26 protein-coding genes, 8 tRNA genes and 1 riboswitch are annotated in these 23,718 nt (G+C 31.9%); of the genes, 9 read left to right on the top strand and 25 right to left on the bottom strand.

The annotated features are described in order from the left end of the window. Positions 1-77: 77 nt before the first annotated feature. Together NR218_RS08420 and NR218_RS08425 are read right to left on the bottom strand one after the other, a co-directional pair. The gene (locus tag NR218_RS08420; RefSeq protein WP_237450765.1) at positions 78-929 is read right to left on the bottom strand and encodes an N-acetylglucosaminidase; all 852 of its coding nucleotides are present in this window, start codon (positions 927-929) and stop codon (positions 78-80) included. Between the two features lie 207 nt (positions 930-1,136). Then, the gene (locus NR218_RS08425) at positions 1,137-1,358 is read right to left on the bottom strand and encodes a hypothetical protein (protein ID WP_011275450.1); all 222 of its coding nucleotides are present in this window, start codon (positions 1,356-1,358) and stop codon (positions 1,137-1,139) included. 256 nt (positions 1,359-1,614) lie between these two features. On the opposite strand from NR218_RS08425, the gene NR218_RS08430 reads away from it, so the two are divergent. Together NR218_RS08430 and NR218_RS08435 are read left to right on the top strand one after the other, a co-directional pair. Next, a complete protein-coding gene (locus NR218_RS08430) occupies positions 1,615-2,091 on the top strand; it encodes a sigma-70 family RNA polymerase sigma factor (protein ID WP_011275449.1) in 477 nt (158 codons plus the stop codon). Position 2,092: 1 nt separating this feature from the next. Next, entirely contained in the window at positions 2,093-2,539 is a 447-nt protein-coding gene (locus tag NR218_RS08435) for a competence protein ComK (RefSeq protein ID WP_011275448.1), read from the top strand. Here the strand turns inward: NR218_RS08435 and NR218_RS08440 are convergent. After that, complete coding sequence (locus NR218_RS08440; protein WP_011275447.1) at positions 2,523-2,993, bottom strand: membrane protein; 471 nt, start codon at positions 2,991-2,993, stop codon at positions 2,523-2,525. The two genes, NR218_RS08435 and NR218_RS08440, sit on opposite strands and share 17 nt — an antisense overlap. A 220-nt stretch (positions 2,994-3,213) precedes the next feature. Continuing rightward, entirely contained in the window at positions 3,214-3,927 is a 714-nt protein-coding gene (locus tag NR218_RS08445) for a transaldolase (RefSeq protein WP_011275446.1), read from the bottom strand. A 263-nt stretch (positions 3,928-4,190) separates the two neighbouring features. On the opposite strand from NR218_RS08445, the gene NR218_RS08450 reads away from it, so the two are divergent. The 3 genes from NR218_RS08450 to NR218_RS08460 all read left to right on the top strand — a co-directional run bounded on the left by NR218_RS08450 (position 4,191) and on the right by NR218_RS08460 (position 5,304). Further along, entirely contained in the window at positions 4,191-4,496 is a 306-nt protein-coding gene (locus NR218_RS08450; RefSeq protein ID WP_011275445.1) for a hypothetical protein, read from the top strand. A gap of 92 nt (positions 4,497-4,588) precedes the next feature. Next, positions 4,589-4,954, top strand: a complete 366-nt coding sequence (crcB, locus tag NR218_RS08455) for a fluoride efflux transporter CrcB (protein ID WP_011275444.1) — start codon at positions 4,589-4,591, stop codon at positions 4,952-4,954. After that, on the top strand, positions 4,951-5,304 hold the full coding sequence (locus tag NR218_RS08460; RefSeq protein WP_011275443.1) for a fluoride efflux transporter FluC: 354 nt from the start codon (positions 4,951-4,953) through the stop codon (positions 5,302-5,304). The genes crcB and NR218_RS08460 overlap by 4 nt, the downstream gene beginning before the upstream one ends. Before the next feature lie 64 nt (positions 5,305-5,368). On the opposite strand, the gene NR218_RS08465 is transcribed toward NR218_RS08460, so the two are convergent. From NR218_RS08465 to metK, 3 genes are all read right to left on the bottom strand, one after another. Continuing rightward, the gene (locus tag NR218_RS08465; RefSeq protein WP_011275442.1) at positions 5,369-6,205 is read right to left on the bottom strand and encodes an aldo/keto reductase; all 837 of its coding nucleotides are present in this window, start codon (positions 6,203-6,205) and stop codon (positions 5,369-5,371) included. 278 nt (positions 6,206-6,483) lie between these two features. Continuing rightward, a complete protein-coding gene (locus NR218_RS08470) occupies positions 6,484-7,392 on the bottom strand; it encodes a hypothetical protein (RefSeq protein ID WP_011275441.1) in 909 nt (302 codons plus the stop codon). 93 nt (positions 7,393-7,485) lie between these two features. Then, entirely contained in the window at positions 7,486-8,682 is a 1,197-nt protein-coding gene (gene metK, locus NR218_RS08475) for a methionine adenosyltransferase (protein ID WP_011275440.1), read from the bottom strand. Positions 8,683-8,797: 115 nt separating this feature from the next. Next, a riboswitch (SAM riboswitch) is annotated at positions 8,798-8,908 on the bottom strand. Positions 8,909-9,072: 164 nt separating this feature from the next. Here metK and pckA point away from each other — a divergent pair. Next, entirely contained in the window at positions 9,073-10,665 is a 1,593-nt protein-coding gene (gene pckA / locus NR218_RS08480) for a phosphoenolpyruvate carboxykinase (ATP) (protein ID WP_011275438.1), read from the top strand. A gap of 64 nt (positions 10,666-10,729) precedes the next feature. Here pckA and NR218_RS08485 read toward each other — a convergent pair whose 3' ends face one another. After that, positions 10,730-11,500 (bottom strand): alpha/beta hydrolase family protein, encoded by a 771-nt coding sequence (locus tag NR218_RS08485; RefSeq protein WP_011275437.1) that lies wholly within the window; start codon positions 11,498-11,500, stop codon positions 10,730-10,732. Continuing rightward, on the bottom strand, positions 11,481-11,954 hold the full coding sequence (gene ytkD, locus NR218_RS08490; RefSeq protein WP_011275436.1) for an RNA deprotection pyrophosphohydrolase: 474 nt from the start codon (positions 11,952-11,954) through the stop codon (positions 11,481-11,483). The genes NR218_RS08485 and ytkD overlap by 20 nt, the downstream gene beginning before the upstream one ends. 66 nt (positions 11,955-12,020) lie before the next feature. On the opposite strand from ytkD, the gene yidD reads away from it, so the two are divergent. Continuing rightward, positions 12,021-12,257 carry a membrane protein insertion efficiency factor YidD gene (gene yidD / locus NR218_RS08495; protein ID WP_011275435.1) on the top strand — a complete coding sequence of 79 codons (237 nt, stop codon included), beginning with the start codon at positions 12,021-12,023 and terminating at the stop codon, positions 12,255-12,257. On the opposite strand, the gene menC is transcribed toward yidD, so the two are convergent. The 14 genes from menC to hemE form a co-directional block, all read right to left on the bottom strand. Next, positions 12,254-13,261, bottom strand: coding sequence for an o-succinylbenzoate synthase (gene menC / locus NR218_RS08500; RefSeq protein ID WP_011275434.1), 1,008 nt, complete (start codon positions 13,259-13,261; stop codon positions 12,254-12,256). The genes yidD and menC overlap by 4 nt on opposite strands. Position 13,262: 1 nt before the next feature. After that, on the bottom strand, positions 13,263-14,657 hold the full coding sequence (gene menE / locus NR218_RS08505) for an o-succinylbenzoate--CoA ligase (protein WP_011275433.1): 1,395 nt from the start codon (positions 14,655-14,657) through the stop codon (positions 13,263-13,265). 501 nt (positions 14,658-15,158) lie between these two features. Continuing rightward, positions 15,159-15,248 (bottom strand) — tRNA-Ser (locus tag NR218_RS08510). A 59-nt stretch (positions 15,249-15,307) separates the two neighbouring features. Beyond that, positions 15,308-15,379: transfer RNA gene (locus tag NR218_RS08515), tRNA-Glu, on the bottom strand. A gap of 1 nt (position 15,380) precedes the next feature. Further along, a tRNA-Asn gene (locus NR218_RS08520) sits at positions 15,381-15,455 on the bottom strand. 9 nt (positions 15,456-15,464) lie between these two features. Then, positions 15,465-15,538, bottom strand: a tRNA-Gly gene (locus tag NR218_RS08525). 14 nt (positions 15,539-15,552) lie between these two features. Beyond that, positions 15,553-15,628, bottom strand: a tRNA-His gene (locus tag NR218_RS08530). Between the two features lie 13 nt (positions 15,629-15,641). Beyond that, positions 15,642-15,714: transfer RNA gene (locus tag NR218_RS08535), tRNA-Phe, on the bottom strand. An 11-nt stretch (positions 15,715-15,725) separates the two neighbouring features. Next, positions 15,726-15,801: transfer RNA gene (locus NR218_RS08540), tRNA-Asp, on the bottom strand. A gap of 15 nt (positions 15,802-15,816) precedes the next feature. Next, a tRNA-Met gene (locus NR218_RS08545) sits at positions 15,817-15,890 on the bottom strand. A 394-nt stretch (positions 15,891-16,284) separates the two neighbouring features. After that, positions 16,285-16,845 carry an RBBP9/YdeN family alpha/beta hydrolase gene (locus NR218_RS08550; RefSeq protein ID WP_011275432.1) on the bottom strand — a complete coding sequence of 187 codons (561 nt, stop codon included), beginning with the start codon at positions 16,843-16,845 and terminating at the stop codon, positions 16,285-16,287. Between the two features lie 99 nt (positions 16,846-16,944). After that, complete coding sequence (gene hemY / locus NR218_RS08555) at positions 16,945-18,339, bottom strand: protoporphyrinogen oxidase (RefSeq protein WP_037571286.1); 1,395 nt, start codon at positions 18,337-18,339, stop codon at positions 16,945-16,947. Between the two features lie 18 nt (positions 18,340-18,357). Continuing rightward, positions 18,358-19,281, bottom strand: a complete 924-nt coding sequence (gene hemH, locus NR218_RS08560; protein WP_011275430.1) for a ferrochelatase — start codon at positions 19,279-19,281, stop codon at positions 18,358-18,360. A gap of 36 nt (positions 19,282-19,317) precedes the next feature. Beyond that, positions 19,318-20,352 (bottom strand): uroporphyrinogen decarboxylase, encoded by a 1,035-nt coding sequence (gene hemE, locus NR218_RS08565; protein ID WP_053015867.1) that lies wholly within the window; start codon positions 20,350-20,352, stop codon positions 19,318-19,320. Between the two features lie 287 nt (positions 20,353-20,639). On the opposite strand from hemE, the gene NR218_RS08570 reads away from it, so the two are divergent. Continuing rightward, on the top strand, positions 20,640-21,140 hold the full coding sequence (locus tag NR218_RS08570; RefSeq protein WP_011275428.1) for a hypothetical protein: 501 nt from the start codon (positions 20,640-20,642) through the stop codon (positions 21,138-21,140). Positions 21,141-21,199: 59 nt separating this feature from the next. Here NR218_RS08570 and ecsB read toward each other — a convergent pair whose 3' ends face one another. Both ecsB and ecsA read right to left on the bottom strand, forming a co-directional pair. Beyond that, positions 21,200-22,423: an ABC transporter permease EcsB gene (gene ecsB, locus NR218_RS08575; RefSeq protein WP_011275427.1), complete on the bottom strand. Its 1,224-nt coding sequence runs from the start codon at positions 22,421-22,423 to the stop codon at positions 21,200-21,202. Continuing rightward, complete coding sequence (gene ecsA / locus NR218_RS08580; protein ID WP_011275426.1) at positions 22,416-23,156, bottom strand: ABC transporter ATP-binding protein EcsA; 741 nt, start codon at positions 23,154-23,156, stop codon at positions 22,416-22,418. The genes ecsB and ecsA overlap by 8 nt, the downstream gene beginning before the upstream one ends. A 130-nt stretch (positions 23,157-23,286) precedes the next feature. On the opposite strand from ecsA, the gene NR218_RS08585 reads away from it, so the two are divergent. Beyond that, entirely contained in the window at positions 23,287-23,712 is a 426-nt protein-coding gene (locus tag NR218_RS08585) for an HIT family protein (protein WP_016931389.1), read from the top strand. The last annotated feature ends 6 nt before the right edge of the window (positions 23,713-23,718 follow it).

Raw genomic sequence — 23,718 nt, forward strand, 5'->3', positions numbered from 1 at the left:
ATTATATTAAAGAAAAAGCCAACGTTATCACTTGCTTGAATCAGTGTGATCGTTGGCTTTAGTTTACTTACAATTATTTATTTTTGATGTTTATTATCATCTTTGTATACGTATAATTTAAAATATTTACCTTCTGTTTTCATCTCTTTATAGAAATCTGCGATGATTTGAGCATTACTTTCTGCCCATTTAATATCAGTAGCATATTGATGTTCACCTGGATTTTTAGGATTCCATCTCATACTGTATAGCGTATTTTGATCATCATGTGATAGGAAGTGTTGGTGAATAAAATCAGCCCCACCTTTGATAGCTTTCTCTGGAGTATCCCAACCGTGTTTTTTTGCGTATTCTGAACCAGTTTTAATAGGATCACTATCAAGAGCACCTACACCATAGAAGTTATAATATTTTTTACCATCAATTTCTACACCATTGGCTAATTCACTTTTAACTGAACCAGTTTCTAATAAAGCGTGAGAAATTAAATAAACTTCATTCACATGTTTCTCTTTAGCAGCACTAATAAATGCATCAGTATGCTTTAATAACATAGGTCGATCGAATAACATACGCTTAATACGGTTTTCATCAATACCTTGATATTTAGATAAATCTAAAAATTGATACTTTTGTTTGTCATCATCAATGAACTTACTACTGTCCATTGCAGCTTTTATTTCATTATCTGAAGCATCTCTCCAAGCAGTATTATTCTTGTTAGAGACTTGTTGACTTGTGTAGTTATCAATTTGTTTATCGGCAGCTTTATTTAGTGTAACGTTTAAATTCTCTACTTTTTCTTCTTCATTTACTTTTTTAAAGAATATTTGATCTGAAATCATAGTAAAGAAAATAAAACCTGCTGCGACTAAAACAATCAATAACCCCACTAGGCTAATAATTGAGCCTTTTTTGTGCTTCGTCATATTCACACCTCTTAGGTCAATGTTGTTTTTTCTTTAAAATCTTTATGATAATAAAGTTTAACATTATTAATTCTTATAAACAATTTTATACTTGCAATGTTACATATTCATAAAATAAAAGTAATCAAAATGAAACTTTGCAAAATAAAAAGTAATGAAACCTATAGAATTTCATTACTTGATTCTATAAAGCATAACTAGTAATTGTTAGTTATCTTTGCGATAATCCATCATGATAAAACTAGCTGCTTGAGATCTATTCTTGTAATAATATTGATTTAAATCAACTGTTCCTTCTATTTCACCATCTCGATACATCATTTCATTTGTGAAATTATTAATCATTACAAATTCAGAACGATCCCTAATTATGTCTAAATCATCATTTCTTGCAAAAAAATGCTCTAGATTTAAATGTGCGTAATCCAAATTTATACCTCCCACGTTACAAATTGACTAGAACTTAAATATATTTATGAATGTTAGGTATGTTCATAATTAATTGTCGCATTACTGAGTTACTTATGTCTTAAATCATTATTTTGCATACTTTCATTATTCTATGTTTACTATTTAACACCCTTTTTTCAAATTACGCAAATGATAATTTATATAAGTTAGTTTAAATTTTAGATATCCGGAAATTTTGTTTAAGTACTTAAACTAGGAGCGAATTCCAATCAAAATGAATTTTGACGAGATTTATCATAAATATCATAGATTTATTCATTATTTGTTAAAGCGTTATTACGTCAAGTATAATTATGATGAATTTTATCAGTTATTGCTAATTAAACTGTGGCAATTATCTAAGAATTACAATAAGAATTCAAATATTTGTTTATCCTCTTATCTCTATCAGCGGCTCAATTTTTACTTAATTGACTTATTTAGAAAAGAAAATTTAAAACCAGAATTAGTTGAAGTCGATGATTTGCAAACTCCTCAAATTACTTCTATTAATACAGAGACAACTTTCTTCAACTATAATGACATTTCCAAAATTTTAAATACACAAGAACTGGCATGGTATAACTATTTTATCCAAGGCTATAAACAATTCGAAATTGCCGACTTAATGCATGTCTCTTTATCGAGTATTAAAAAGTATAAATCCTCTTCTATAAAAAAGCTCACCGATTATTATTTTAAAGGTGAATAATATGATTCCACACAATTCTTACCATTTGCTTTATATTCAAACATTGCAACATAGTGAACATAAAACTAAATGCTGCTTTTCGACTTATGACATGGTGCTACCTTTTCCAATTAAAAAGGTACTAATTTATTATTTCGAACAGCATAATCAATCGTATTTGCAAAGGCTAAAGTTGGCAAAACGATTATTAGCAATTAATAAATTAGTACCTTTATATATATCTGACCAGGTTGTCCTCTTCCCTATTAAACATCAACGTGCACCTTTACAAACTTACATCAACGCATTAACAATTATTGGATTAACATCTACTACAAATGGCGTTATCATCACTTTTGAAAATAATATTCAATTACATGTTGATGAACCCTATTCGTTAATTTATAAAAAATGGCAAGAAAGTACATTATTGTATCATTTAGTACAAAAAACTATGCAGATTTATTAAATTTGTATTCTAACAATTTTTTTGTGAAAAATGCAGTAACTGATTTAATGAGTAATAAACTTACGATTGCAAGAAGTACTGCACCTATTAAAATTAAGATCACATTTATAACTGGCATTGAAACTTGTGGATTTATAAAATAATTCACTGCAGTAAGACTTGTAATAAATCCTGTTAAAAATAACCCTAGCAAGAAAGCATAAATGAGTACCATTCCTATTAGTAAAAATAACAATGTGGAACTTGCTACTTCTTTTTGTTTAAATATGTTATTTTTTAAAAATTGATTTGCGTACTGAATTGGTTTGCGATATTTCTTTGACTGAATATCCCCTTCATTACCCTCTACCTCATTATGGTAATGCGTTAAATTATTTTGTAATAGCTTTTTTTCCTTTTTATTTAAAAACCACAATTGCTTTTTAACTTTCTCTTCAAATTCTGTATGTTTCATACTATGTGGTTATCTCCTTCTAATATTATTTCTTTTAAATTTTAGCGAAGTTCTCATTTACTTACAAGTTAAAAATCAAAAGCTTTACTATATAAAAATACTCCGTTTCTATATGAAAGAGATTGATTTAGAGAATCTACACATAGACATGAAAGTGTTAATTGTGTGTAGAAGTTCTAAGCAATATCTTATAGAACGGAGTTATTTTAATTTTTAAATCTTAAAGAATAGATAAACCTGAGCTTTGAATATCCTTAGCGAAACCTTTTACAGTATCAACTGATAATTCATTAATATCTCGACCTAAATTAGTATTTACTTTCTTAACTACATCTGCTGGACATGTAATAATGTCGGCACCAATTTCATCTGCTTGAATAACATTAAATAGTTCACGACAACTTGCCCATAATAATTTAACGCCTTCTTTACTATGCGCCACATCTACTGATTCTTTCATCAAAGGTAATGGGTCAACACCAGTATCAGCTATTCTACCTGCAAATACTGAAATATATGTAGGTACTCCTTCAGTTACCGCTTCAGTAATTTCTTTTACTTGCTCAATAGTGTAAACTGCAGTAACATTTAAACGCACATTGTCCGCTGATAATTTTTTTATTAACGGAATTGTTGATTCGCCTTTAGTATTCACAACTGGAATTTTGACAAAAACATTATCACCATATTGTTTTAATATTTCAGCTTCTTTTTCCATAGTTTCTAAATCATCAGCGAATACTTCAAATGAAATAGATGCATCTGGAATTTCTTTAACCGCTTCTTCAGCGAATGATTTATAGTCTGTTACACCCGCTTTAGCCATTAAGCTAGGATTAGTAGTGAATCCGTCTACCTCTTTATTTTTATATGCTGCTTTCATTTGTTCAATATCTGCGCCATCTGCAAATACTTCGACATTTAATTTTGCCATTTCATTCTTCCTCCTTTAAGTTCGATTACGATGATAGTTAAATTACATCACAATAGATTTCTTATATGTATATGCTTCTTTTCATATGATGATCAGACTATTCCGCATCAATAAAATATTTATAAATTATTTATATCATTCTTAGAAACACTTGGCGAATGTTTTGCTTTTTAACAAAATTAATTGTCAAATTCACTAGTCACTATTAAATGTTAATTAAAATATGGTAATATGATTAGATGATATTAGGTAGGAGGAACATTATGTCTAAGCCAAAAAAATACTTCTATATCTCAATAATTTTACTCATCATAAGTTTTTATTTTAATACATTCAACCCACTATTAAGTCAGCAAATTACTTCTGTTAAATATTTACTTATTGCGTGCAGTATCATTAATGTGATTATATTAATTGCTTCTATTATATTTTCAGATAAAGCGATTAAACATTTAGGTGATAAACAAGGATGGATAAGAATTGCGAGTAAAATTTTGCCAATAATTATCTTGTTTGTTATCTTATTCCATATCTATGCCTCAATTAAGACATTTGGTATATTGTCGTAAACTTTTTTAAATACCAGAACTAACTTTCTAAGTTAAAAAATAATTATCGATTAGTGTTTATCGTAATAAAAATAATGAATAGGTGTGACAAAATGCAATATTTATTTGTGTTTATTGGGGGCTTATTTGGAGCATTACTAAGATATGTCTTATCAACTCTTAATGTCGATTCTGGATTACCACTCGGTACATTAATTGCGAATATTGTGGGTGCATTTTTAATGGGATATTTATCTTCTTTATCCATTCATTTTTTTAAAAATAACCCATTAATTAAAAAAGGTGTCACAACGGGATTACTAGGTGCTTTAACTACCTTTTCAACCTTCCAATTTGAGTTAGTTACAATGTCGCAAAATAATAGTATCGCTTTGCTCTTTATCTATGGCTTAACCAGTTATATAGGAGGCATTCTTTTCTGCTGGTTTGGTGTTAAATTAGGGGGGCAACCTACATGATACATATACTATTTATTATGGTAGGTGGTGGTATTGGTGCTGTTATCAGAGCTTGGTTAACAGATGTCTTTAAAAGTAAAATAACGTCACCTATACCGATTGCAACTTTAATAGTCAATCTCGTTGGTAGTTTCTTAATTGGCTTCGTGTATGGGATAGCTCAAGATTATCAATTATTTTCACTGTTTTTTATAACTGGCGTTCTTGGAGGATTAACAACCTTTTCAACTCTGTCTTATGAAATCGTCCAATTTATTTCGCCAAGTTTTAAACCTGTTCAATTTTTTAGTTATTCTATTTTACAATTTGTAATAGGGTTTATCTCTTGCTTTATTGGTTATTCGATATAAATAAATACACTTCATAGTTTTAAGATTAAATCTTGCAACTATGAAGTGTATTTTTATATTTTTATTAATGTCCCTCAAATGTTGCTGGATCAGGACCAATGCGTTGATCTTTGTTTAGAGAATCAATTTGTTCCATTTGTTCATCTGTTAGTTCGAAATCAAAAACATTAATATTTTCCTCTATTCTTTGAGGTGTAACTGATTTAGGAATAACGATGACACCATGTTGCATGTTCCAACGAATGACGACTTGTGCTGCCGATTTATTAACTTCTTTGCCAATTTGATTAAGTGTTTCATCACCTAAGATTTGGGCATTCATAAATGGTGACCATGACTCCATATGGATATTTTGTACTTCTAAATATTTACGTAGTTTATTTTGAGTAAAATATGGGTGAAATTCTACTTGGTTGATGACTGGCTTAATAGAAACTTGAGCTAATAATGCTTCAAAGTGTTCTGCATTGAAGTTACTTACACCAATATTTTTAACCTTATCATCTTTATATAAATCTTCCATACCTTTCCATGTATCAATCATTATTGCTTCATTAGTACCAGGCCAATGAACAAGATATAAATCTAAATAATCTAGTCCTAATTTATTGATACTTGTTTCATAAGCATTTGCAACATTTTCGCGCCCAAAATCTTCAAAATATAGTTTTGATGTAATGAATAAATCTTTACGTTCTAACCCAGTAGCTTCTAGACCTTCTTTAATTCCTAAACCAACTTGTTCTTCATTACCATATACTTTAGCTGTATCAATACTACGATAACCTGAGACAATTGCATGCTTAACTGCCTCCTTACATTCATCGTTATTTTCTACTCTAAAAGTACCAATTCCAACTTTAGGCATTGTGTGACCATTATAAAATTCAATTGTTTCCATAAAAGAAACCTCTTTTCTTTATATTTTAATAATTACTACTCTATTCCCATAATTGTCATTATTGAAAACTTTAATATTAGTTTAGTTTATTATTTTAATAAGCTTCTCCTCAAAATTAAAAAGGGAGTGGGACAGAATTCTTTTTAAATTCGTCGTCCCACCCCCGCAAGGATGACTAGAACTGAAAAAAGCTTGAGTTAAGCGCATTTTCAGTTCAGTCAGCTACTGCGAATTTGCAAAATAGCATCATCATATTATTTATGTCCCAGGCTCTAATACTAATTAAATGATTCAATTTTATCCATAACATTTTGTAATTCATCTACGTTATATTGAATACGTCCATGGAATACAAATTTATTAAAGAACTCATCTAATTGATCAGGTCCAACTAGAACTTTAACACTTGAACTTTGTGCATAATTTGAAATCGTTACGTCTCCATCGTGTTTAGGATTAAAGTATAAAATCGCAGTTGGCGTATATTTAGCCCCTAATTGTGTTTGCAAGTCTGACGCTAGCTTTTCAATTGAAGTAAGTTGTTCTGAGTAATTAACGAATGACAATGAAGATTTATCTTCATTTTGATCGAGTACTAGTGTTTGAGGTGACTTAACATCTAAATCCAAAGTACTAAATACTTGTTCCATCATAGGCAATTCGTTAAATTGCTTACCACTTATACCTTGATAAACATGCCCTTTTAATAGTTGAGAATCTATAATATATAGGCCTGTACGCGTAAGTACAAGGTGACTAATGCGTTCAATTTCATTGAATTCATTACTTGGTAAAAAGATGTTTGCCATAATATGCATATCTTCAGGTCTAATACGTTTTTCTTTCACTAAACGATCTCTAATTCCAATTAAGCGCATATCCGTAACATATTCACTTTTGTTTTTTGAGAATAGTTTCAATGCATCAATTTCACGATCTTTACCGCTTACAGTTGCATCAAAATCTTCTTTTTGTTTAGTAACTTGCTTTTTATTTTGTATGCGTTCTTTCTCTAGGGCTTCGTCATGTGACGCTTTCATTTGCTTTTCTTTTAAGTCGTATTCTTCTTTTGTTTTCTGTTTAATATTGTTTTTACTTTTAAGTGTAACTAAGAATAATATTAAACAGATAATTGCAACTACAATTGCTACGATTAAACCAATTTCGATTGGTCCAAATGAATTCATTAAATCAACGCTCCTTTAATCTATCAGTAAATCTAATTATAATGGAAACTATCTATAATTTCGACAATTTCTTTATATTATTTAAAGCGTTTATTAAGCTTGAACAGCATCTTTTAATACATTGACTTTATCTAATTTCTCCCATGGTAACAATACATCTGTTCTACCAAAGTGACCATAAGCAGCAGTTTGTTTGTATATAGGATGCTTTAAATCTAACATTTTAATGATACCTGCTGGACGTAAATCAAAGTTAGCTCTAACAGCTTCAACAAGTTGAGCTTCAGAAACTTTGCCCGTTTTAAATGTATCAATTGAAATTGAAACTGGTTCAGCCACGCCAATAGCATAAGCAAGTTGTACTTCACATTGGTCTGCTAGTCCTGCAGCAACAATATTTTTAGCTACATATCTTGCCGCATAAGCTGCTGATCGGTCTACTTTAGTTGGGTCTTTACCACTAAAGCAACCTCCTCCATGACGTGCATAACCACCATAAGTATCAACAATGATTTTACGTCCTGTTAATCCAGCATCACCTTGAGGTCCACCGATAACAAATCTTCCAGTAGGATTGATAAAGAATTTCGTTTCATTATCAATTAATCCTTCAGGAACTGTTGGGTATATGACATGTTCTTTAATGTCACTTTGAATTTGTTCTAATTCAATGTCATCCGCATGTTGAGATGATACTACAATCGTGTCAATACGCTTAGGTTTATCTGATTCGTCGTATTCAACTGTTACTTGAACTTTACCATCCGGTCTTAAATAGTTTAAAATTCCATCTTTACGTACATCAGATAAACGTTTAGCTAATTGATGAGATAAAAAGATAGGTAAAGGCATATATGTTTCTGTTTCATTTGTAGCATATCCGAACATTAAACCTTGGTCACCGGCACCAGTAGCTTCAATCTCTTCTTCTGAAATATCATTTCTGTATTCAAGTGCTTTGTCAACACCTTGTGCAATATCAGGTGACTGCTCATCGATTGCAGTTAAAACTGCCATAGTTTGGTAATCATAGCCATATTTAGCACGAGTATAGCCAATACCTTTAATTGTTTCTCTTACAACTTTAGGGATATCTACATAGGTTGATGTAGATATTTCACCTGAAATTAGAGCCATTCCAGTTGTTACAGTAGTTTCACAAGCAACACGTGCATTGGGGTCATCTTTTAAGATTTCATCTAAAATGGCATCAGATACTTGGTCAGCAATCTTATCTGGATGTCCTTCTGTCACTGATTCTGAAGTAAATAAACGTTTATTGTAAGTCATGATTTGCTCCTTTTATAACTATATTTACGAAAATTCTCTTTTAAATGTGAGCTCAAAAATAAAAGAGCCTTCTTCACTATTCAAGACAGAGAGAAGGCTCTTAAACGTCCATTCGCTCTTATCGTTCAGACGAATATATGTCTGCAAACGGTTTGGCACCTTTCTTTTAAAAAAGAGGTTGCTGGGTTTCATTGGGTCCATGTCCCTCCACCACTCAGGATAAGAGAATCCGTTAAGAACTATACTACCTAATTCATTTATTAATGTCAATTTTGTTTTTAAATGGTTTTTGTTTTTTCCAGGTGGAATAATTACGGCATTATGTTATACTATTTTCATGTAAAGGCTTACAATATTGAATTTCTATAACACACGCTGGAGGGATTGGGTATGTCAGTAGATACATACGGCGAAACACCTAAAATTAAAAAATTATTGGAAAAAGAAAGCTCTCTTTTTCAGCTTTCAACAACTCAACTTTATTACAAAATTATGGATAATAATGAAGGAGAATTAACTGAACTTGGTGCTATCAATGCGAGCACAGGTAAATACACTGGACGTTCACCTAAAGATAAATTCATTGTTACAGAACCTTCTTATAAAGATAATATTCATTGGGGAGATATCAACCAACCTATCGATGAAGAAACTTTCTTAAATCTCTACTCTAAAGTTTTAGACTATCTTGATAAAAAAGACGAACTTTACGTTTTTAATGGTTATGCAGGTAGTGACAAAGACACACAATTGAAACTTACAGTTATCAATGAACTTGCATGGCACAACCTTTTTGCTCAAAACATGTTTATCCGCCCAGATTCTAAAGAAGAAGCTAGTAATATAAAACCTAACTTCACAATTGTTTCAGCACCTCACTTTAAAGCTGATCCTGAAGTTGATGGAACTAAATCTGAAACTTTTGTTATCATTTCATTCAAACATAAAACCATTTTAATTGGTGGTACAGAGTATGCTGGTGAGATGAAAAAAGGTATCTTCTCAGTAATGAACTATTTGCTTCCAATGCAAGATATTATGAGTATGCATTGTTCTGCGAATGTTGGAGATAAAGGAGACGTAGCCTTATTCTTCGGATTATCAGGTACAGGTAAAACAACTTTATCAGCAGCACCTGATAGAAAATTGATTGGTGATGATGAACACGGTTGGAATAAAAACGGTATTTTCAATATTGAAGGTGGTTGTTACGCAAAAGCAATCAACCTTTCTAAAGAAAAAGAACCTCAAATTTATAACGCGATTCAATACGGTACTATATTAGAGAATACTGTGGTTAACGAGCGTGGTGTTGTTGATTTCGATGATAATTCATATACTGAAAATACACGTGCTGCCTATCCAATTCATCACATTGATAATATTGTATTACCATCTAAAGCAGCACATCCTAATACAATAATTTTCTTAACTGCTGACGCATTTGGTGTACTTCCACCTATTGCTAAATTAACTAAATCTCAAGCGATGTACCATTTCTTAAGTGGTTTCACTTCTAAATTAGCTGGAACTGAGCGTGGCGTTACTGAACCAGAACCATCATTCTCAACTTGTTTTGGTGCACCTTTCTTACCACTTAATCCTAATAAATATGCAGATTTATTAGGTGAACTAATAGATAAACATGATGTTGATGTATACTTAGTTAACACTGGATGGACTGGTGGTAAATATGGCGTAGGTAGACGTATTAGTCTACATTACACTCGTTATATGGTAGATCAAGCAATTAAAGGTAAATTGAAAAATGCAGAGTTTACAAAAGATGAGAAATTCGGTTTAAGTATTCCTACTGAAATGGAAGATGTTCCTAAAACAATACTTAATCCAATTAATGCTTGGAGTGATTCTGATAAATATCGCGCTCAAGCCGATGACTTAATCCAACGTTTTGAAGAAAACTTCAAGAAATTCGGTCCAGAAGTTGAAGAAATTGCTAACACTGGTGGCTTTAACAAATAATTAAATATTTATTAAAAAGGCAACGTATAATGCGTACTGTATTGAACCCTTATACGTTGTCTTATTATATTTCTTCACACTTCGTCATCCATTGATGCACATAATCGAGCGCTAATTTCATTGCTTGTGGTCTAGGTACATGCCCTTCATCAAGTTGATAAAATGTGTCGTGAACAACACCTTTTAATTTCAATTGTTCTTCCAAGTAATAGGCATGATGAATACCTACTTGTTTATCCTTGCCACCATGAACGATTAAAATTGGTGAACTATTAGAATCAATAAGTTTTATCGCATCTCTTTGGTCATAAGATTCTTTATTTTTGGAAGGATGTCCTACCATTCGACGCAACATCCCTCTTAAATCAGTACGTTCTTCATACATCAAGTGCATACTTGATACACCACCCCAGATGATGTAACTATCGACTGGGTAATCTTGATATGTAAGTAGTCCTTGTATTCCACCTCTTGAGAAACCAATCATGTGTATATATGCATTAGGAAATCGTTGTTTAAGTATTTTTATGAGATAGGTAACATCTTTTAAATCAGCGTTAGCAAACTCATCTCTACCTTCACTTCCATTACTTCCTCTATAGTAAGGACCTACAACTAAGGTATTTTCATTTGCAAACTGCATTAGTCTTGCTGCACGTACACGTCCGACTTGTCCCTTACCTCCTCGCAAATATACTACGATTCTTTTTACTGTCTTCTTTAAAGGGCACATCTGTAATGCTTTTACTTTTAAACCCTCAACTTTATAGGTAATTTCATCGAATTGATGCGTTCTTGATGCTATAGGCATTTTCTTAGTCGCGATAATATCCAAGTTCTATCATCCTCTCGACACATTTAAGAATTGCATTATCTTGTATTAAATAACTTTGTTTATCTAATGGAATAGAATTAATATTATCAAATAATAATGGCCCTCTCGTTTCTAAATAATCACTTTTCTCTTCAAATGATTTAACCTTCACGATATATACATCTTTTTTGAAAATTGAGTTATCGAATGTATGAACCTGATACTGAGCAATATAATCTATCGTTTCAGGTATGCCTCCTGTTTCTTCAAAAAGTTCTCTCTTGATTGCTTGTATACTTTGTTCTCCTTCTTCAACCTTACCACCTGGAAACTCAATGCCACGCATTTTGTGCTGAGTAAAAAGTAACTGGTTCTTATATAGTGGAATAGCTAAAACATGATTACCATCAGGACAGTCGTTGTTCGTTTTGTAACTCATTGTGACACGTCTATTATCTTTATCTAGAAACTCCATGTTCCATACTACTCCCTTCAATATGTTAAACTAATTTATAATCGTATTACTGGTTGGAGGCCTATAATGTTAAAAAAATTATTTCTTGGAATAATCCATATCTATCAACGCTATATTTCACCTATGACGCCACCTACATGCAGATTTTATCCTACGTGCTCAGAATATACGCGAGAAGCGATTGAAGTTTATGGCCCATTCAAAGGTGGCTATATGGGAATTCGTCGCATTCTTAAATGTCATCCTCTTCATAAAGGTGGATTTGATCCAGTTCCTTTAAAAAAGGATAAACATAGACACTAATATAATTTAAGCAATTTTGATTTATCGATTTGAGGGGGGTGAAATGAAATCATCCCCTCCTTTAATTTACCGACACCTTGCGTGAAATCGTCAGTAAAATAATAACCATCTGGGGTTACATCCCCAGGATAATCACCTTCTCGAGCTAATAATGCAGTAAAGTAACGACTTAGTCCATATTCGTACATTCCACCTATAACCACTTTAATATCAATTGATTTCAATTCACGAATCAATGATTGTACTCTATCAAGACCACCCACTCTAAATGGTTTAACAACCACTACTTTAACCGGGAATTGGTTAACAATTGAGATAATACTATTTATATCAGTAGCTTTTTCATCGAGTGCAATTGCAGGGTATTGCGTATGATCAATGTGTAAAATTGAAGACAACGATTTGAATGGCTCCTCTACATAAAGTATATTTTGGTCATTTATAGATTCTAATTTTTGAAAATCTGAAACATCTAGTGACTCATTAGCATCTAATGCTAATTCAAAATCATAAGGTAATATGTCATCTAAAAGTGAGATGTCATCATTCAGTTGACCTGTCCATTTCAACTTTATACGTTTGGGTTGAGTTTGTTTTAAGTACTCAAGTTGTTGTGCACTTATGCCACTTATCGTTGCACCATACGCTACTTTAAACTTCGGTAAATCATGATACATCTGATAAATCGCCATAACCAAAGTACTTCTCGCTGCGGGATAATTGTCAAGTATATCTAAATATGGTTTCCAATCTTCATATTTATGAAAAGAGTTTTTAACAATACTTTCCGACCATTGTGAAAGTATTTCTTGTACAGTTTCAATCGTTTCTTCGTTGTACCAATTTGTTTCAAATGCATTGCACTCTCCAAAAAAAGATTGATCATCTTCACTTAAAATTTCAACAATAAGCGCTTTTCGGTGTGTCATTTTAACTTTGGGAGTTACAATTGGATTTACAAATTCCTGATTGTAAAGATACAAATTCACTGCTTTAATCAACATATTAGTGTCCTCTATTTATCATTTTATTGCGTTGTAATTTACCCGTTGATGTATAAGGTAAATGTTCAACCTGATGAAACGCTTTAGGTATTTTATATTTAGCTAAATGTGATTTAAAAAAGTTTATCAATTCCGTATTAGAAATGATACGTTCTGAAACGTAATAGAGCACTGGCACTTGTCCCCATGTTGCATCTTCTTTCGCAATACAAACAGCGTCATTAATTTCTTTATGTGTTTTAGCAATTGTTTCTATCTCATAAGGATAAATATTTTCCCCACCACTGATGATTAAATCTTTGCGACGGTCATAAATCATTACAAACCCTTCTTCATCAATTTCTGCTATATCACCCGTTTTAAAGTAACCATCTTCAAAAGTATCGCTCAACCCTGTTGGATATAAATAACCATTCATCACATTGTTTCCTTTTATGAGAAGTTCTCCATGACCTTCACTATTAGGATATTTGATTCGTACCTGTACGTTTTCACTTGGTTTACCAACAGTGTCATATCTTTGTGCAAGCATCTCAGGTGTAGCTGTCAAAAATTGAGAACATGTTTCTGTCATTCCAAATGAATTGTATATTGGCAAATGATAATTTAATGCTTCATCAATCAGCGTGGATGATAATTTGGCGCCTCCAAGTAAAATTTTCTCTATTGAAAACGGTTGGCTTAATCCTGCATCCATAAGCCATTTAAGTGTTTGTGGCACTAAAGATACATGTGTAGGTCTTTCTGCTTTAATAATCGCTAACATCGTTTGCGTATTATATTTTTCCAGTATACGTACCGTAAAGCCCTCGATTATAGAACGTAACAACACACTGAGCCCTGAAATATGATATATCGGTAAAACAGATAACCATTTCGTAGTTTCATCATATCCTAAACTTTTTTTACAACCAATCGCACTTGCATAATGATTTTTAAATGTTTGTGGTACTGCTTTTTGAGGCCCTGTCGTACCTGATGTAAACATGATTGATGCAATACGTTCATCATTAAATGTTTCGTCATTGGTATGACTTGGATATTGTTCTAATTCAGATAAATGTATCACATTGAAATGTGATAAATGAAATGATTGAGTTGTTAATATTGTTGTTATATTAATAGAATTCATTTGATTTATCATTTCAGTTTCTGTTAAACGCGTATTTAGCATTGCTATTTCAACATTAGCTAACCAACACGCGTTAATAAGCGCAATAGACGCAATATCATTCTTAATGTATAATCCTACTCTATTCAAATTCAAAGAAAGTATATGTTCTGAAATTGAAAGTGCTTTATCATATAATTCTTTAAACGTTATAGAATGATTTCCATCTGTAACTGCTATCTTATCTCTATTTTTAATACTTTGTTCTTTTAACCAAAAATCCACTATTCATTCCTCCATATAGATACATTCTAATTATAACGATATTTGAGTTAGTTAGCATTGGTTGTGTTTAAGAAGTAGCATTTTTAAATGACGTTAACTTATAAGTATAAAGATTTAAAGTGCATTTCAACTATTAAATAATAAGCTACTTTTTATTTAAAAAATAAAAAGAGTTTAAAGTGATAATCACCACTTCAAACTCTGATAAACTATGATATTCAATTATTGCCAAGCCTCATAGCAGGCTGGCTACTGTGTTCAATGTATTTCGTTTTATAAGCTCCACGCATTGTCGTTGACCTATGAATATTATAATATATTTATACAATAAAATCAAAATTTTTATAATAACTAATCACATAGATTCTAATTAATTTAAGTAGCATGTATTATCACTTATTAACGATAAAAAAAGCAAGGTCAACGTGCCAGAAATTTTATTTTCTAGACACTTCTTTGACACTTGCTCACTCTAAACCATATTATGATAGACTTTTATAATGGAGAACAAGGGATTCGAACCCTTGAAGCGCTTGTGGCGCTTACACACTTTCCAGGCGTGCTCCTTCGGCCAGACTCGGACAGTTCTCCTCAATATTAATAACTAAATTACATAAAAAAACAGAAGCGATATTTCACTTCTGTTTGTATGACTCCTACGGGACTCGAACCCGTGTTACCGCCGTGAAAGGGCGGTGTCTTAACCGCTTGACCAAGGAGCCATGGCTCCGCAGGTAGGATTCGAACCTACGACCGATCGGTTAACAGCCGATAGCTCTACCACTGAGCTACTGCGGAATAATATGATGGAGCGGGTGATGGGAATCGAACCCACAACATCAGCTTGGAAGGCTGAGGTTTTGCCATTAAACTACACCCGCGTAGTAAACGATTATGGGGCGGTTGAAGGGAATCGAACCCTCGAATGTCGGAACCACAATCCGATGCGTTAACCACTTCGCCACAACCGCCAAAATGATTGAATGGTTCAGGACAGAGTCGAACTGCCGACACATGGAGCTTCAATCCATTGCTCTACCAACTGAGCTACTGAACCGTAATAAGTAATGGCGGTCTCGACGGGAATCGAACCCGCGATCTCCTGCGTGACAGGCAGGCGTGTTAACCGCTACACTACGAGACCTATTAAAACTATGTATTGCGGGAGGCGGATTTGAACCACCGACCTTCGGGTTATGAGCCCGACGAGCTACCGAACTGCTCCATCCCGCGCTAATATTATTTACGTCTCAAAAATCAGTACTTAACAAGTATATCATTTTATATTATCTAATGTCAATAATAATTTTAAATAAATTTTACATTCATTTAATCGAATCTTCATATTGAAATGGGACAATTGACTAATAGTAATCGCCTTTCGAATACTTTATTAGTATATATAGTATCATTAACTTAGTCAATAAGTATTCTAAACTATTTTGTGTAAAAAAACGCTACATTTAAAATATTTTAATTAAAGATACCAATTGGATATCTAATTACACTTGAAAGTATCTCTATATTTAATTATCAACCTTATTAATAATAAAAAGTAGGTAGCTTTAACTCCCTACTTAAATTAGTTTAAATGTAGAACGTATTAATAATAAAATCATATGTTTTATTATTTAGTCATGTAATGTTGCATTTTTTCTTGTAATTCAGTAAAAGATACAAAGCCCTCTTCTTCTAAGAAATGTCCACCTTCATCAACAATTTTAGTCTTACCACCTAATTCGTCAATTAAGTTTTGGGTTTCTATGTAAGAAACATAAGAATCATCTTTTGAAGCTAGTCCATAAAAGTGATTAACTTTAGTTTTAATTAAACCATAATCAACATTAAACTCCCCTACATTTATTGAATCGTCTATTTTCTTCGCATCTTCTTTAAATCCTGCTATACTGAAGAACCCCTCAAATGGTCCGTCAATTGATAGACCTTCAATGTATTTCAAAGTAGCCAATGAACCATACCCATGAGTGACAAAATAAGTATCTTTAGATAAAAGTTCAATTTGTTGATTTAATTCGAAGACCCAATTGTCTATATTATCATTCTTACTTTCATCTAAATGGAATAATTGAACATCGTAACCTTCTAGTTCTAAATTATGTTGCAACCACTTATACCAGTGGTTATGAGAATTCCCTAATTGTGAATGAACTATAATTACATTAGTCATTAATATTTTTACCTCCTCAAACTTAAATAATAATTCTCAATTTATATAACAAAACACTTTTAAAGAGGCAATTTCACCTCAAAAAAAGTGTTTAAATTATTATATTTCATCAAGCAATTCTTCCACAGCATTTTTACCTTGTTGAATACAATCTGGAAGCCCAACCGCTTCAAATGGTGCACCTGTAATTCTGAGTGCAGAATAATTATTTTTAACGTGTTGTTGAATTTTTCTTATTTGACCAATATGACCAATGTGATATTGAGGCATGCTTTTAGTCAAACGATTGACAATTGTAAACTCCGGATCTCCATGGAAAGTCATCATTTTATTTAAATCACGACGTGCGATAGTCGCAATTTCATCATCAGTATGATCTTCAACAACCGTATCACCTGGTTTACCTACATATGCTCTAATTAAAACTTTTCCTTGCGGTGTAGTAAAAGGCCATTTTTTACTAGTCCAAGTACAAGCTGTAATATTTGTATTACTTGTTCTCGCGATGACAAAACCAGTACCGTTATATGTGTTTTCAATATTCTTCTCATCAAATGCAAATACAACCGTTGCAACTGAAGTAGAATCCATCTCGTTAAAGTATTTAAAAGCTTGATCGTGATTGAACCATTTCATAAATGTTTGATGAGGCGTAGTAATTAAAATACCATCAAATTGTTCACTGTATTGATCAGTTACTATTTCATAATTGTCATTGTTAATAATGATATCTTCTACATGTGTTTGATATTTCATCTTTACGCCTTTATCTTGTACATTTTTAGCTAATGCTTCAATAAATGAACTTAATCCGTGACGAAATTGTTTAAACTGACCTTTAGGGGCACCAGGATATAATTGACGTTTTTTAATACGTTCAGCCTTTTCGTGTTGCATACCCTTGATTAAACTACCATACTTTTCCTCTTGTTCTTTAAAATTAGGAAATGTACTCATTAAACTTAATCGATCTATATCGGTACCATAGATACCACCCATGAGGGGTTCTATTAAATTTTCAAGCACTTCATTTCCTAATCGTCTTCTAAAAAACGCTCCAACTGATATATCATCCTCAATTTTTATTGGGGGTATTACCAAATCTAGTCCCGCTCTTAGCTTACCTATTGGTGAAATAAGTCTTGTTTTTAAAAACGGTTTAATATCAGTTGGGATGCCCATAATCGAACCACCTGGTATAGGATACAATTTATTTTTAGCGAAAATGTATGATTGACCTGTTTCATTAGTAATTAAATCATCTTCAAGTCCAATATCTTTTGCTATATCAGTCATGATTGTTTTTCGTCCAAGATAAGATTCAGGGCCAAGTTCTATAGTATATCCATCTTTACGATACGTCTGTATCTTTCCACCTGGTCGATTTGTCGCTTCAAAAATGGTTACATCTATATCTGGTTTATAATGTTTTAAATAATATGCGCTTGAGAGGCCAGTTATTCCTGCACCAATAATTGCAACTTTTTTACTCACATTGAGTCCCTTCCTTTATTAAAAAACTGTTTTTATTTCATCCACGATAGCATTAATAAATAATGGATTCGTGTTAGGCATTGTTGGACGGTAGTAATTTGCTCCTATCTCATCACAAACAACTTTACATTCATAATCATTATCATACAGTACTTCTAAATGCTCACATACAAAACCTACTGGCGTGTAGATAAAGTGTTTATATTGATGTTCGTTATACAACGTTCTTGTTAAATCTTGTACATCGGGTCCTAACCAAGGTGTACCTGTGTGACCCTCAGACTGCCAGCCTTGAGCAACGTGTTTAATATTTGAAGATGTTTGTAAACGATTCATTGTATCTTTTAATTCATCAGGGTATGGATCATTATTTTTTTCAATTAAACCTTTAGGCAAACTATGAGCTGATACAACTAAGATTGTCTCATCATGTTCATCTTGAGGAATTTGCTCTAAAGTTTCATTAATTTTATTAGTCCAATACTCAATAAATTTAGGTTGGTGATAATAATGTTCAACATGATGTAAAGCAATATCGTATTTATCGGCCTCTTCTTTAGCACGTTTATTGTATGATCCAACTGAGAAACTAGAATAGTGTGGCGCTAAAACAACAGTAACCGCTTCTTTAATACCATCTTTATACATTTTTTCTACAGCTTCTTCAATATAAGGAGAAATATGCTTTAGACCTAAATACAATTTAAATTCCACATCTTCATAAACTTGATTTAAAGCATCTTTTAATGCTTCAGCTTGACGATCAGTAGTGCCAGCTAAAGGAGAAAGACCACCAATAAATTCATATCGGTCTTTTAAATCTTGTAATTCCTCATCAGTTGGTCTCTTACCATGTCTAATGTCTGTATAATATGGTTCAATATCACTCTCTTTATATGGTGTTCCATATGCCATAACTAATAAACCTACTGTCTTAGTCATTAAATAAAACCTTCCTTAATCTTTGTATTCTTAATACTATTTACTTGTATAATCATGAACAAATTGAGTAACTCGCTTTAATGTATCAGGTTGTACTTCAGGAAAAACACCGTGTCCTAAATTAAAAATGTGTTTACCTCTTTCCATGCCCTCGTCCAGAATGTCACGTACTCTTTGCTCTATTACGTCCCAAGGCGCGAGTAACAATGACGGATCTAAATTACCCTGTAACGTTTTATTAACACCCATTTTTGTAGCTGATGAGATAGACGTACGCCAATCTAATCCTAGGACATCTATTGCTAGGTCATTCCATTCATTAATTAAATGGCTTGCACCCACTCCAAACATTATGACAGGAACATCATATTTAGCTTTAATTCCGTTAATTAATTTATCCATTGAGGGTTTAATATAATAGCGATAATCTTGAACATTTAAAGCTCCAACCCATGAGTCGAAAATTTGAATCAGCTCTGCGCCCGCTTCCACCTGAGCAACCACATAGTCAATTGATACTTGTACGAGATGATTCATTAAAGCAAACCATGTTGCCTCATCCCCATACATCATTGCTTTAGTATAATTATAATTTTTTGAAGGGCCGCCCTCAATCATATAGGAAGCTAATGTAAATGGCGCACCTGTAAACCCAATTAATGGTACATTCAATTTCTCTTGTGTTAGCAATTGAATTGTTTCAAGTACATACGGTACATCTCGTTTTGGATCAATTTGAGTTAATTTATCTACATCAGATACAGATTTAATTGGATTGCTAATCACTGGTCCAATACCTGATTTAATATCAACATCAACACCAATTGGTTTCAAAGGTGTCATTATATCTTTATATAAAACTGCTGCATCAGTATTGTAATTATCAACTGGTAATTGAGTTACATAAGCACATAATTCAGGTTGGTGTGTGATGTCGAAAAGTGAGTATTTCTCTTTTAATTTTCGATATTCTGGTTGTGAACGGCCAGCTTGGCGCATAAACCATACAGGTGTATGAGATGTTTTTTCACCTTTAATTGTTTGTAAAATTGTATTATTTTTATTATGCACCTTATAGTCCTCCTAAATTAAAATCATTCTTATCTATAATATCATATGCTGATATAATTATCGTTTATCTACACTTAAATGTCATAAAAAAGACAAAGCATAAATGTACATTTCAATTCATTAAATTATAATAATTTATTAAACAAAATTATAGTATATTTATATGCTTAAAAATATCCCGCAATAAGACTAAATGAATTTTTAAAATATTTAAACAATACATACAATTATTATAGCTAGTATCATTAATTAATCGTATAATATAAACAATAAAGGAGGTATGAGTCATGAACATATATACAACTTATGGGACTTATGGTTATTTAAATCAAATCCGAACAAATAATACTGATAGAAATCTATTTTTATTTTCAACAAATGATTCTTCTGTAATTATTGAAGAATCTGATGAAAAATCAATTTTAAAACATCCAACTGTTTATACAACTGTTAATGCTATTAATGACTTAGATCAAACACATTTTTACTCAGCAATATTTATCCCTTCTTCTGATGATCATGTCCATCAATTAGAAAAACGTATTGCAAATTTGGAATTAAATTTCGATAAGTTTGCCGGTTTTAAGAGTTATCGTTTTTTAAAGCCAGTGCAAGGAACAACTTACAAAGTTTATTTTGGTTTTGCTAATCGCCAAACTTACGAAGATTTTAAAGAAACAGATACATTTAAGGATTATTTTTCAAAAGATGCATTAAGACATTATTTTGGTTCTAGTAGTCAACATTCTAGCTACTTTGAGAGATATTTATATCCAATCAAGGAATAATAAAAAGGTTGCCTGTTAACTAGATTTAGTTTAACTTGTTCTAGTCATAGGCAACCTTTTTAATCTTTAAGTAGTGATTCTTGATATTGTAATTTCTTAATTGTGCTTCTAATCGTTAACCACCCTACTATAAAGAAGATTAGAGCGAAAAAGAAATATTGTGGGTAAATACTGATAAATGCAATTGAAAAAATTATTCCTATAATTAACATCAAGCGATAAAGAAATTTTTCATAGCCTTTAATCACTTCGACATCTGATACTGGCCAAACTTGAGGCCATAATCCATAGGCTTGTTGCGTATAAAATTGAGACATTTGCAATAATGTAATGTACATAAACAGACATCCAATAATTGCTGAAACAATCGGAAACGATAGCCAAATCATTAGCACTAAAGCAATGACAATCAGTCTAAATATAATACTAAAAGCATCTCTACCTCTTACAAAGCTACGTGTAAACAGATATAAATACATATTTTTAGAATTAAATTTCCGGCCTTTAGGTGTAGGTAATAAGAAATCTAAATATCTACGTCTAACTGCAGACTCTTTTAAATGTTTAACATCCGTAAACATATTTACGAATTTATAATAATTTGTATGGTGTCTTTCTTCAATATTTATCATTCGTTCCCATGGATATAAATTAACTCGATTTAATTTAGGTAACGCTAACATTCCGCCAAGTAATATAAACGTAAAGATAACTCCCCAGTACATTTGGTAACCCAATACTAAGTCATATGTTACTAAATTAATCAAAAATAAAATTAAACTTATACTCCAACTTGATTGCTTTAGTTGATACCATTGCCATCTCACTTTCAATCCAATCCATGGATGTATCAATGTTAAAATACTCAAAATGATAAATGGTGTTATGAAATCACCATCTAATTTAGAAAATAACGGAAACAAGATAATGAGTATTACTAATTGTATCGCTATTCTATTAAAATAGCTGTAGCGAATGCTTAGGTTCATATAATTTTTCATATGTTTTTCAAAAGGCAATAAAAATATTCTATCCGCATCTTTTAAAAATGTTCGTATTGGAAAGATAGATGTTACAGCTAATATTATACTTGCACATAACGTATAATCTATATGTTTAGGTATATGTTGCAACCATTGACCATAACCTAATATAAATGCTCCCAATAAAATTAATAAAAATACTGAAAAATGGCCATTAAAAATAAATTTATTATAATAACGCTTTTCTTTTTGAATGGTGTTTAATCTAGATTTAAATAATGAAGTAGCTGAATTATCCATTTTCTTGACCACCTTGTGTGACATGTATATAGATGTCATCAAGTGTGTGACCACTTAAACCAGTTTGTTTACGTAGCTCCTCTAAATCACCGAAAGCAACCACTTTACCTTTATCTAAAATAATAAAACGATCACAATAACGTTCTGCAGTTGCCAAAATATGCGTACTCATTAAAACAGTACGTCCTTCATTTTTCTTTTCTACCATTAAATCCAACATGGATTGAATCCCTAGTGGATCAAGTCCTAAAAATGGTTCGTCAATAATATATAATTCTGGATTGACAATAAATGCACATATTATCATCACCTTTTGTTTCATACCTTTAGAGAAATGACTAGGAAAGACCTTTAATTCATTCTCTAATCTAAATGTTTTAAGTAAAGGTCTTGCACGTTTCATTGCTTCTTCTTTACTCAATTGATATGCCATTGCAGTCATCGCAATATGCTCTTCTAATGTTAATTCTTCATAAATAATTGGTGATTCAGGTATATAAGATAACTTTTTTCGATAAACTTCGATGTCATCTGTAATTTCTGTATTTGAGATAGAGAGATTACCCTCAGTTGGCGTTAATAAACCTAGCATATGTTTAATAGTTGTGCTTTTGCCTGCACCATTTAATCCAATTAAACCAACAATTTCCCCTGCTTTTAATTCAAAATTTATATCTTCAATAACAGGACGTTTTCCATAACCACCTGTTAAATGTTCAACTTTTACTGTCATAAGGCACCTCCATGAATAACATTGTACCAAAATTAGCTTTTAACTACTAAAATTACATTTACTTCACTAACGAAATTTTATTTTACTAATGCTATAATAAGCTATAAATACGTAAAAGGAGTGCATTCAAATGGCTGAAACTGTATTTAGTAAAATTTTATCTGGAGAGATTCCAAGCTTTAAAGTTTATGAAGATGACTTTGTTTATGCATTTTTAGATATTTCACAAGTGACTAAAGGTCATACGCTATTAATTCCTAAAAAAGCGTCACCAAATATTTTTGAAACTGATGAAGAGACAATGGCTCATATTGGTGCAGCTTTACCTAAAGTCGCTAATGCAATTAAGAAAGCTTTTAATCCTGATGGTCTAAATATCATACAAAATAATGGTGAGTTCGCAGATCAATCAGTATTCCATATTCATTTCCATTTCTTGCCACGATACGAAAATGATATCGACGGTTTCGGATACCATTGGGAAACACATGAGAACGAAATTAATGATGAACAAAAACAAGCTATCGCTAATCAAATCAAAGCGCAATTTGATTAATTCTGC

This window comes from Staphylococcus sp. SUC_1.2, from assembly GCF_026222585.1.

Coding starts and splice junctions, on each gene's coding strand:
- NR218_RS08420 (WP_237450765.1), bottom strand. CDS start 929: ATGACGAAGCACAAAAAAGGCTCAATTATTAGCCTAGTGGGGTTATTG.
- NR218_RS08430 (WP_011275449.1), top strand. CDS start 1,615: ATGAATTTTGACGAGATTTATCATAAATATCATAGATTTATTCATTAT.
- NR218_RS08435 (WP_011275448.1), top strand. CDS start 2,093: ATGATTCCACACAATTCTTACCATTTGCTTTATATTCAAACATTGCAA.
- NR218_RS08440 (WP_011275447.1), bottom strand. CDS start 2,993: ATGAAACATACAGAATTTGAAGAGAAAGTTAAAAAGCAATTGTGGTTT.
- NR218_RS08445 (WP_011275446.1), bottom strand. CDS start 3,927: ATGGCAAAATTAAATGTCGAAGTATTTGCAGATGGCGCAGATATTGAA.
- NR218_RS08450 (WP_011275445.1), top strand. CDS start 4,191: ATGTCTAAGCCAAAAAAATACTTCTATATCTCAATAATTTTACTCATC.
- crcB (WP_011275444.1), top strand. CDS start 4,589: ATGCAATATTTATTTGTGTTTATTGGGGGCTTATTTGGAGCATTACTA.
- NR218_RS08460 (WP_011275443.1), top strand. CDS start 4,951: ATGATACATATACTATTTATTATGGTAGGTGGTGGTATTGGTGCTGTT.
- NR218_RS08465 (WP_011275442.1), bottom strand. CDS start 6,205: ATGGAAACAATTGAATTTTATAATGGTCACACAATGCCTAAAGTTGGA.
- NR218_RS08470 (WP_011275441.1), bottom strand. CDS start 7,392: ATGAATTCATTTGGACCAATCGAAATTGGTTTAATCGTAGCAATTGTA.
- metK (WP_011275440.1), bottom strand. CDS start 8,682: ATGACTTACAATAAACGTTTATTTACTTCAGAATCAGTGACAGAAGGA.
- pckA (WP_011275438.1), top strand. CDS start 9,073: ATGTCAGTAGATACATACGGCGAAACACCTAAAATTAAAAAATTATTG.
- ytkD (WP_011275436.1), bottom strand. CDS start 11,954: ATGGAGTTTCTAGATAAAGATAATAGACGTGTCACAATGAGTTACAAA.
- yidD (WP_011275435.1), top strand. CDS start 12,021: ATGTTAAAAAAATTATTTCTTGGAATAATCCATATCTATCAACGCTAT.
- menC (WP_011275434.1), bottom strand. CDS start 13,261: ATGTTGATTAAAGCAGTGAATTTGTATCTTTACAATCAGGAATTTGTA.
- NR218_RS08550 (WP_011275432.1), bottom strand. CDS start 16,845: ATGACTAATGTAATTATAGTTCATTCACAATTAGGGAATTCTCATAAC.
- hemH (WP_011275430.1), bottom strand. CDS start 19,281: ATGACTAAGACAGTAGGTTTATTAGTTATGGCATATGGAACACCATAT.
- NR218_RS08570 (WP_011275428.1), top strand. CDS start 20,640: ATGAACATATATACAACTTATGGGACTTATGGTTATTTAAATCAAATC.
- ecsB (WP_011275427.1), bottom strand. CDS start 22,423: ATGGATAATTCAGCTACTTCATTATTTAAATCTAGATTAAACACCATT.
- ecsA (WP_011275426.1), bottom strand. CDS start 23,156: ATGACAGTAAAAGTTGAACATTTAACAGGTGGTTATGGAAAACGTCCT.
- NR218_RS08585 (WP_016931389.1), top strand. CDS start 23,287: ATGGCTGAAACTGTATTTAGTAAAATTTTATCTGGAGAGATTCCAAGC.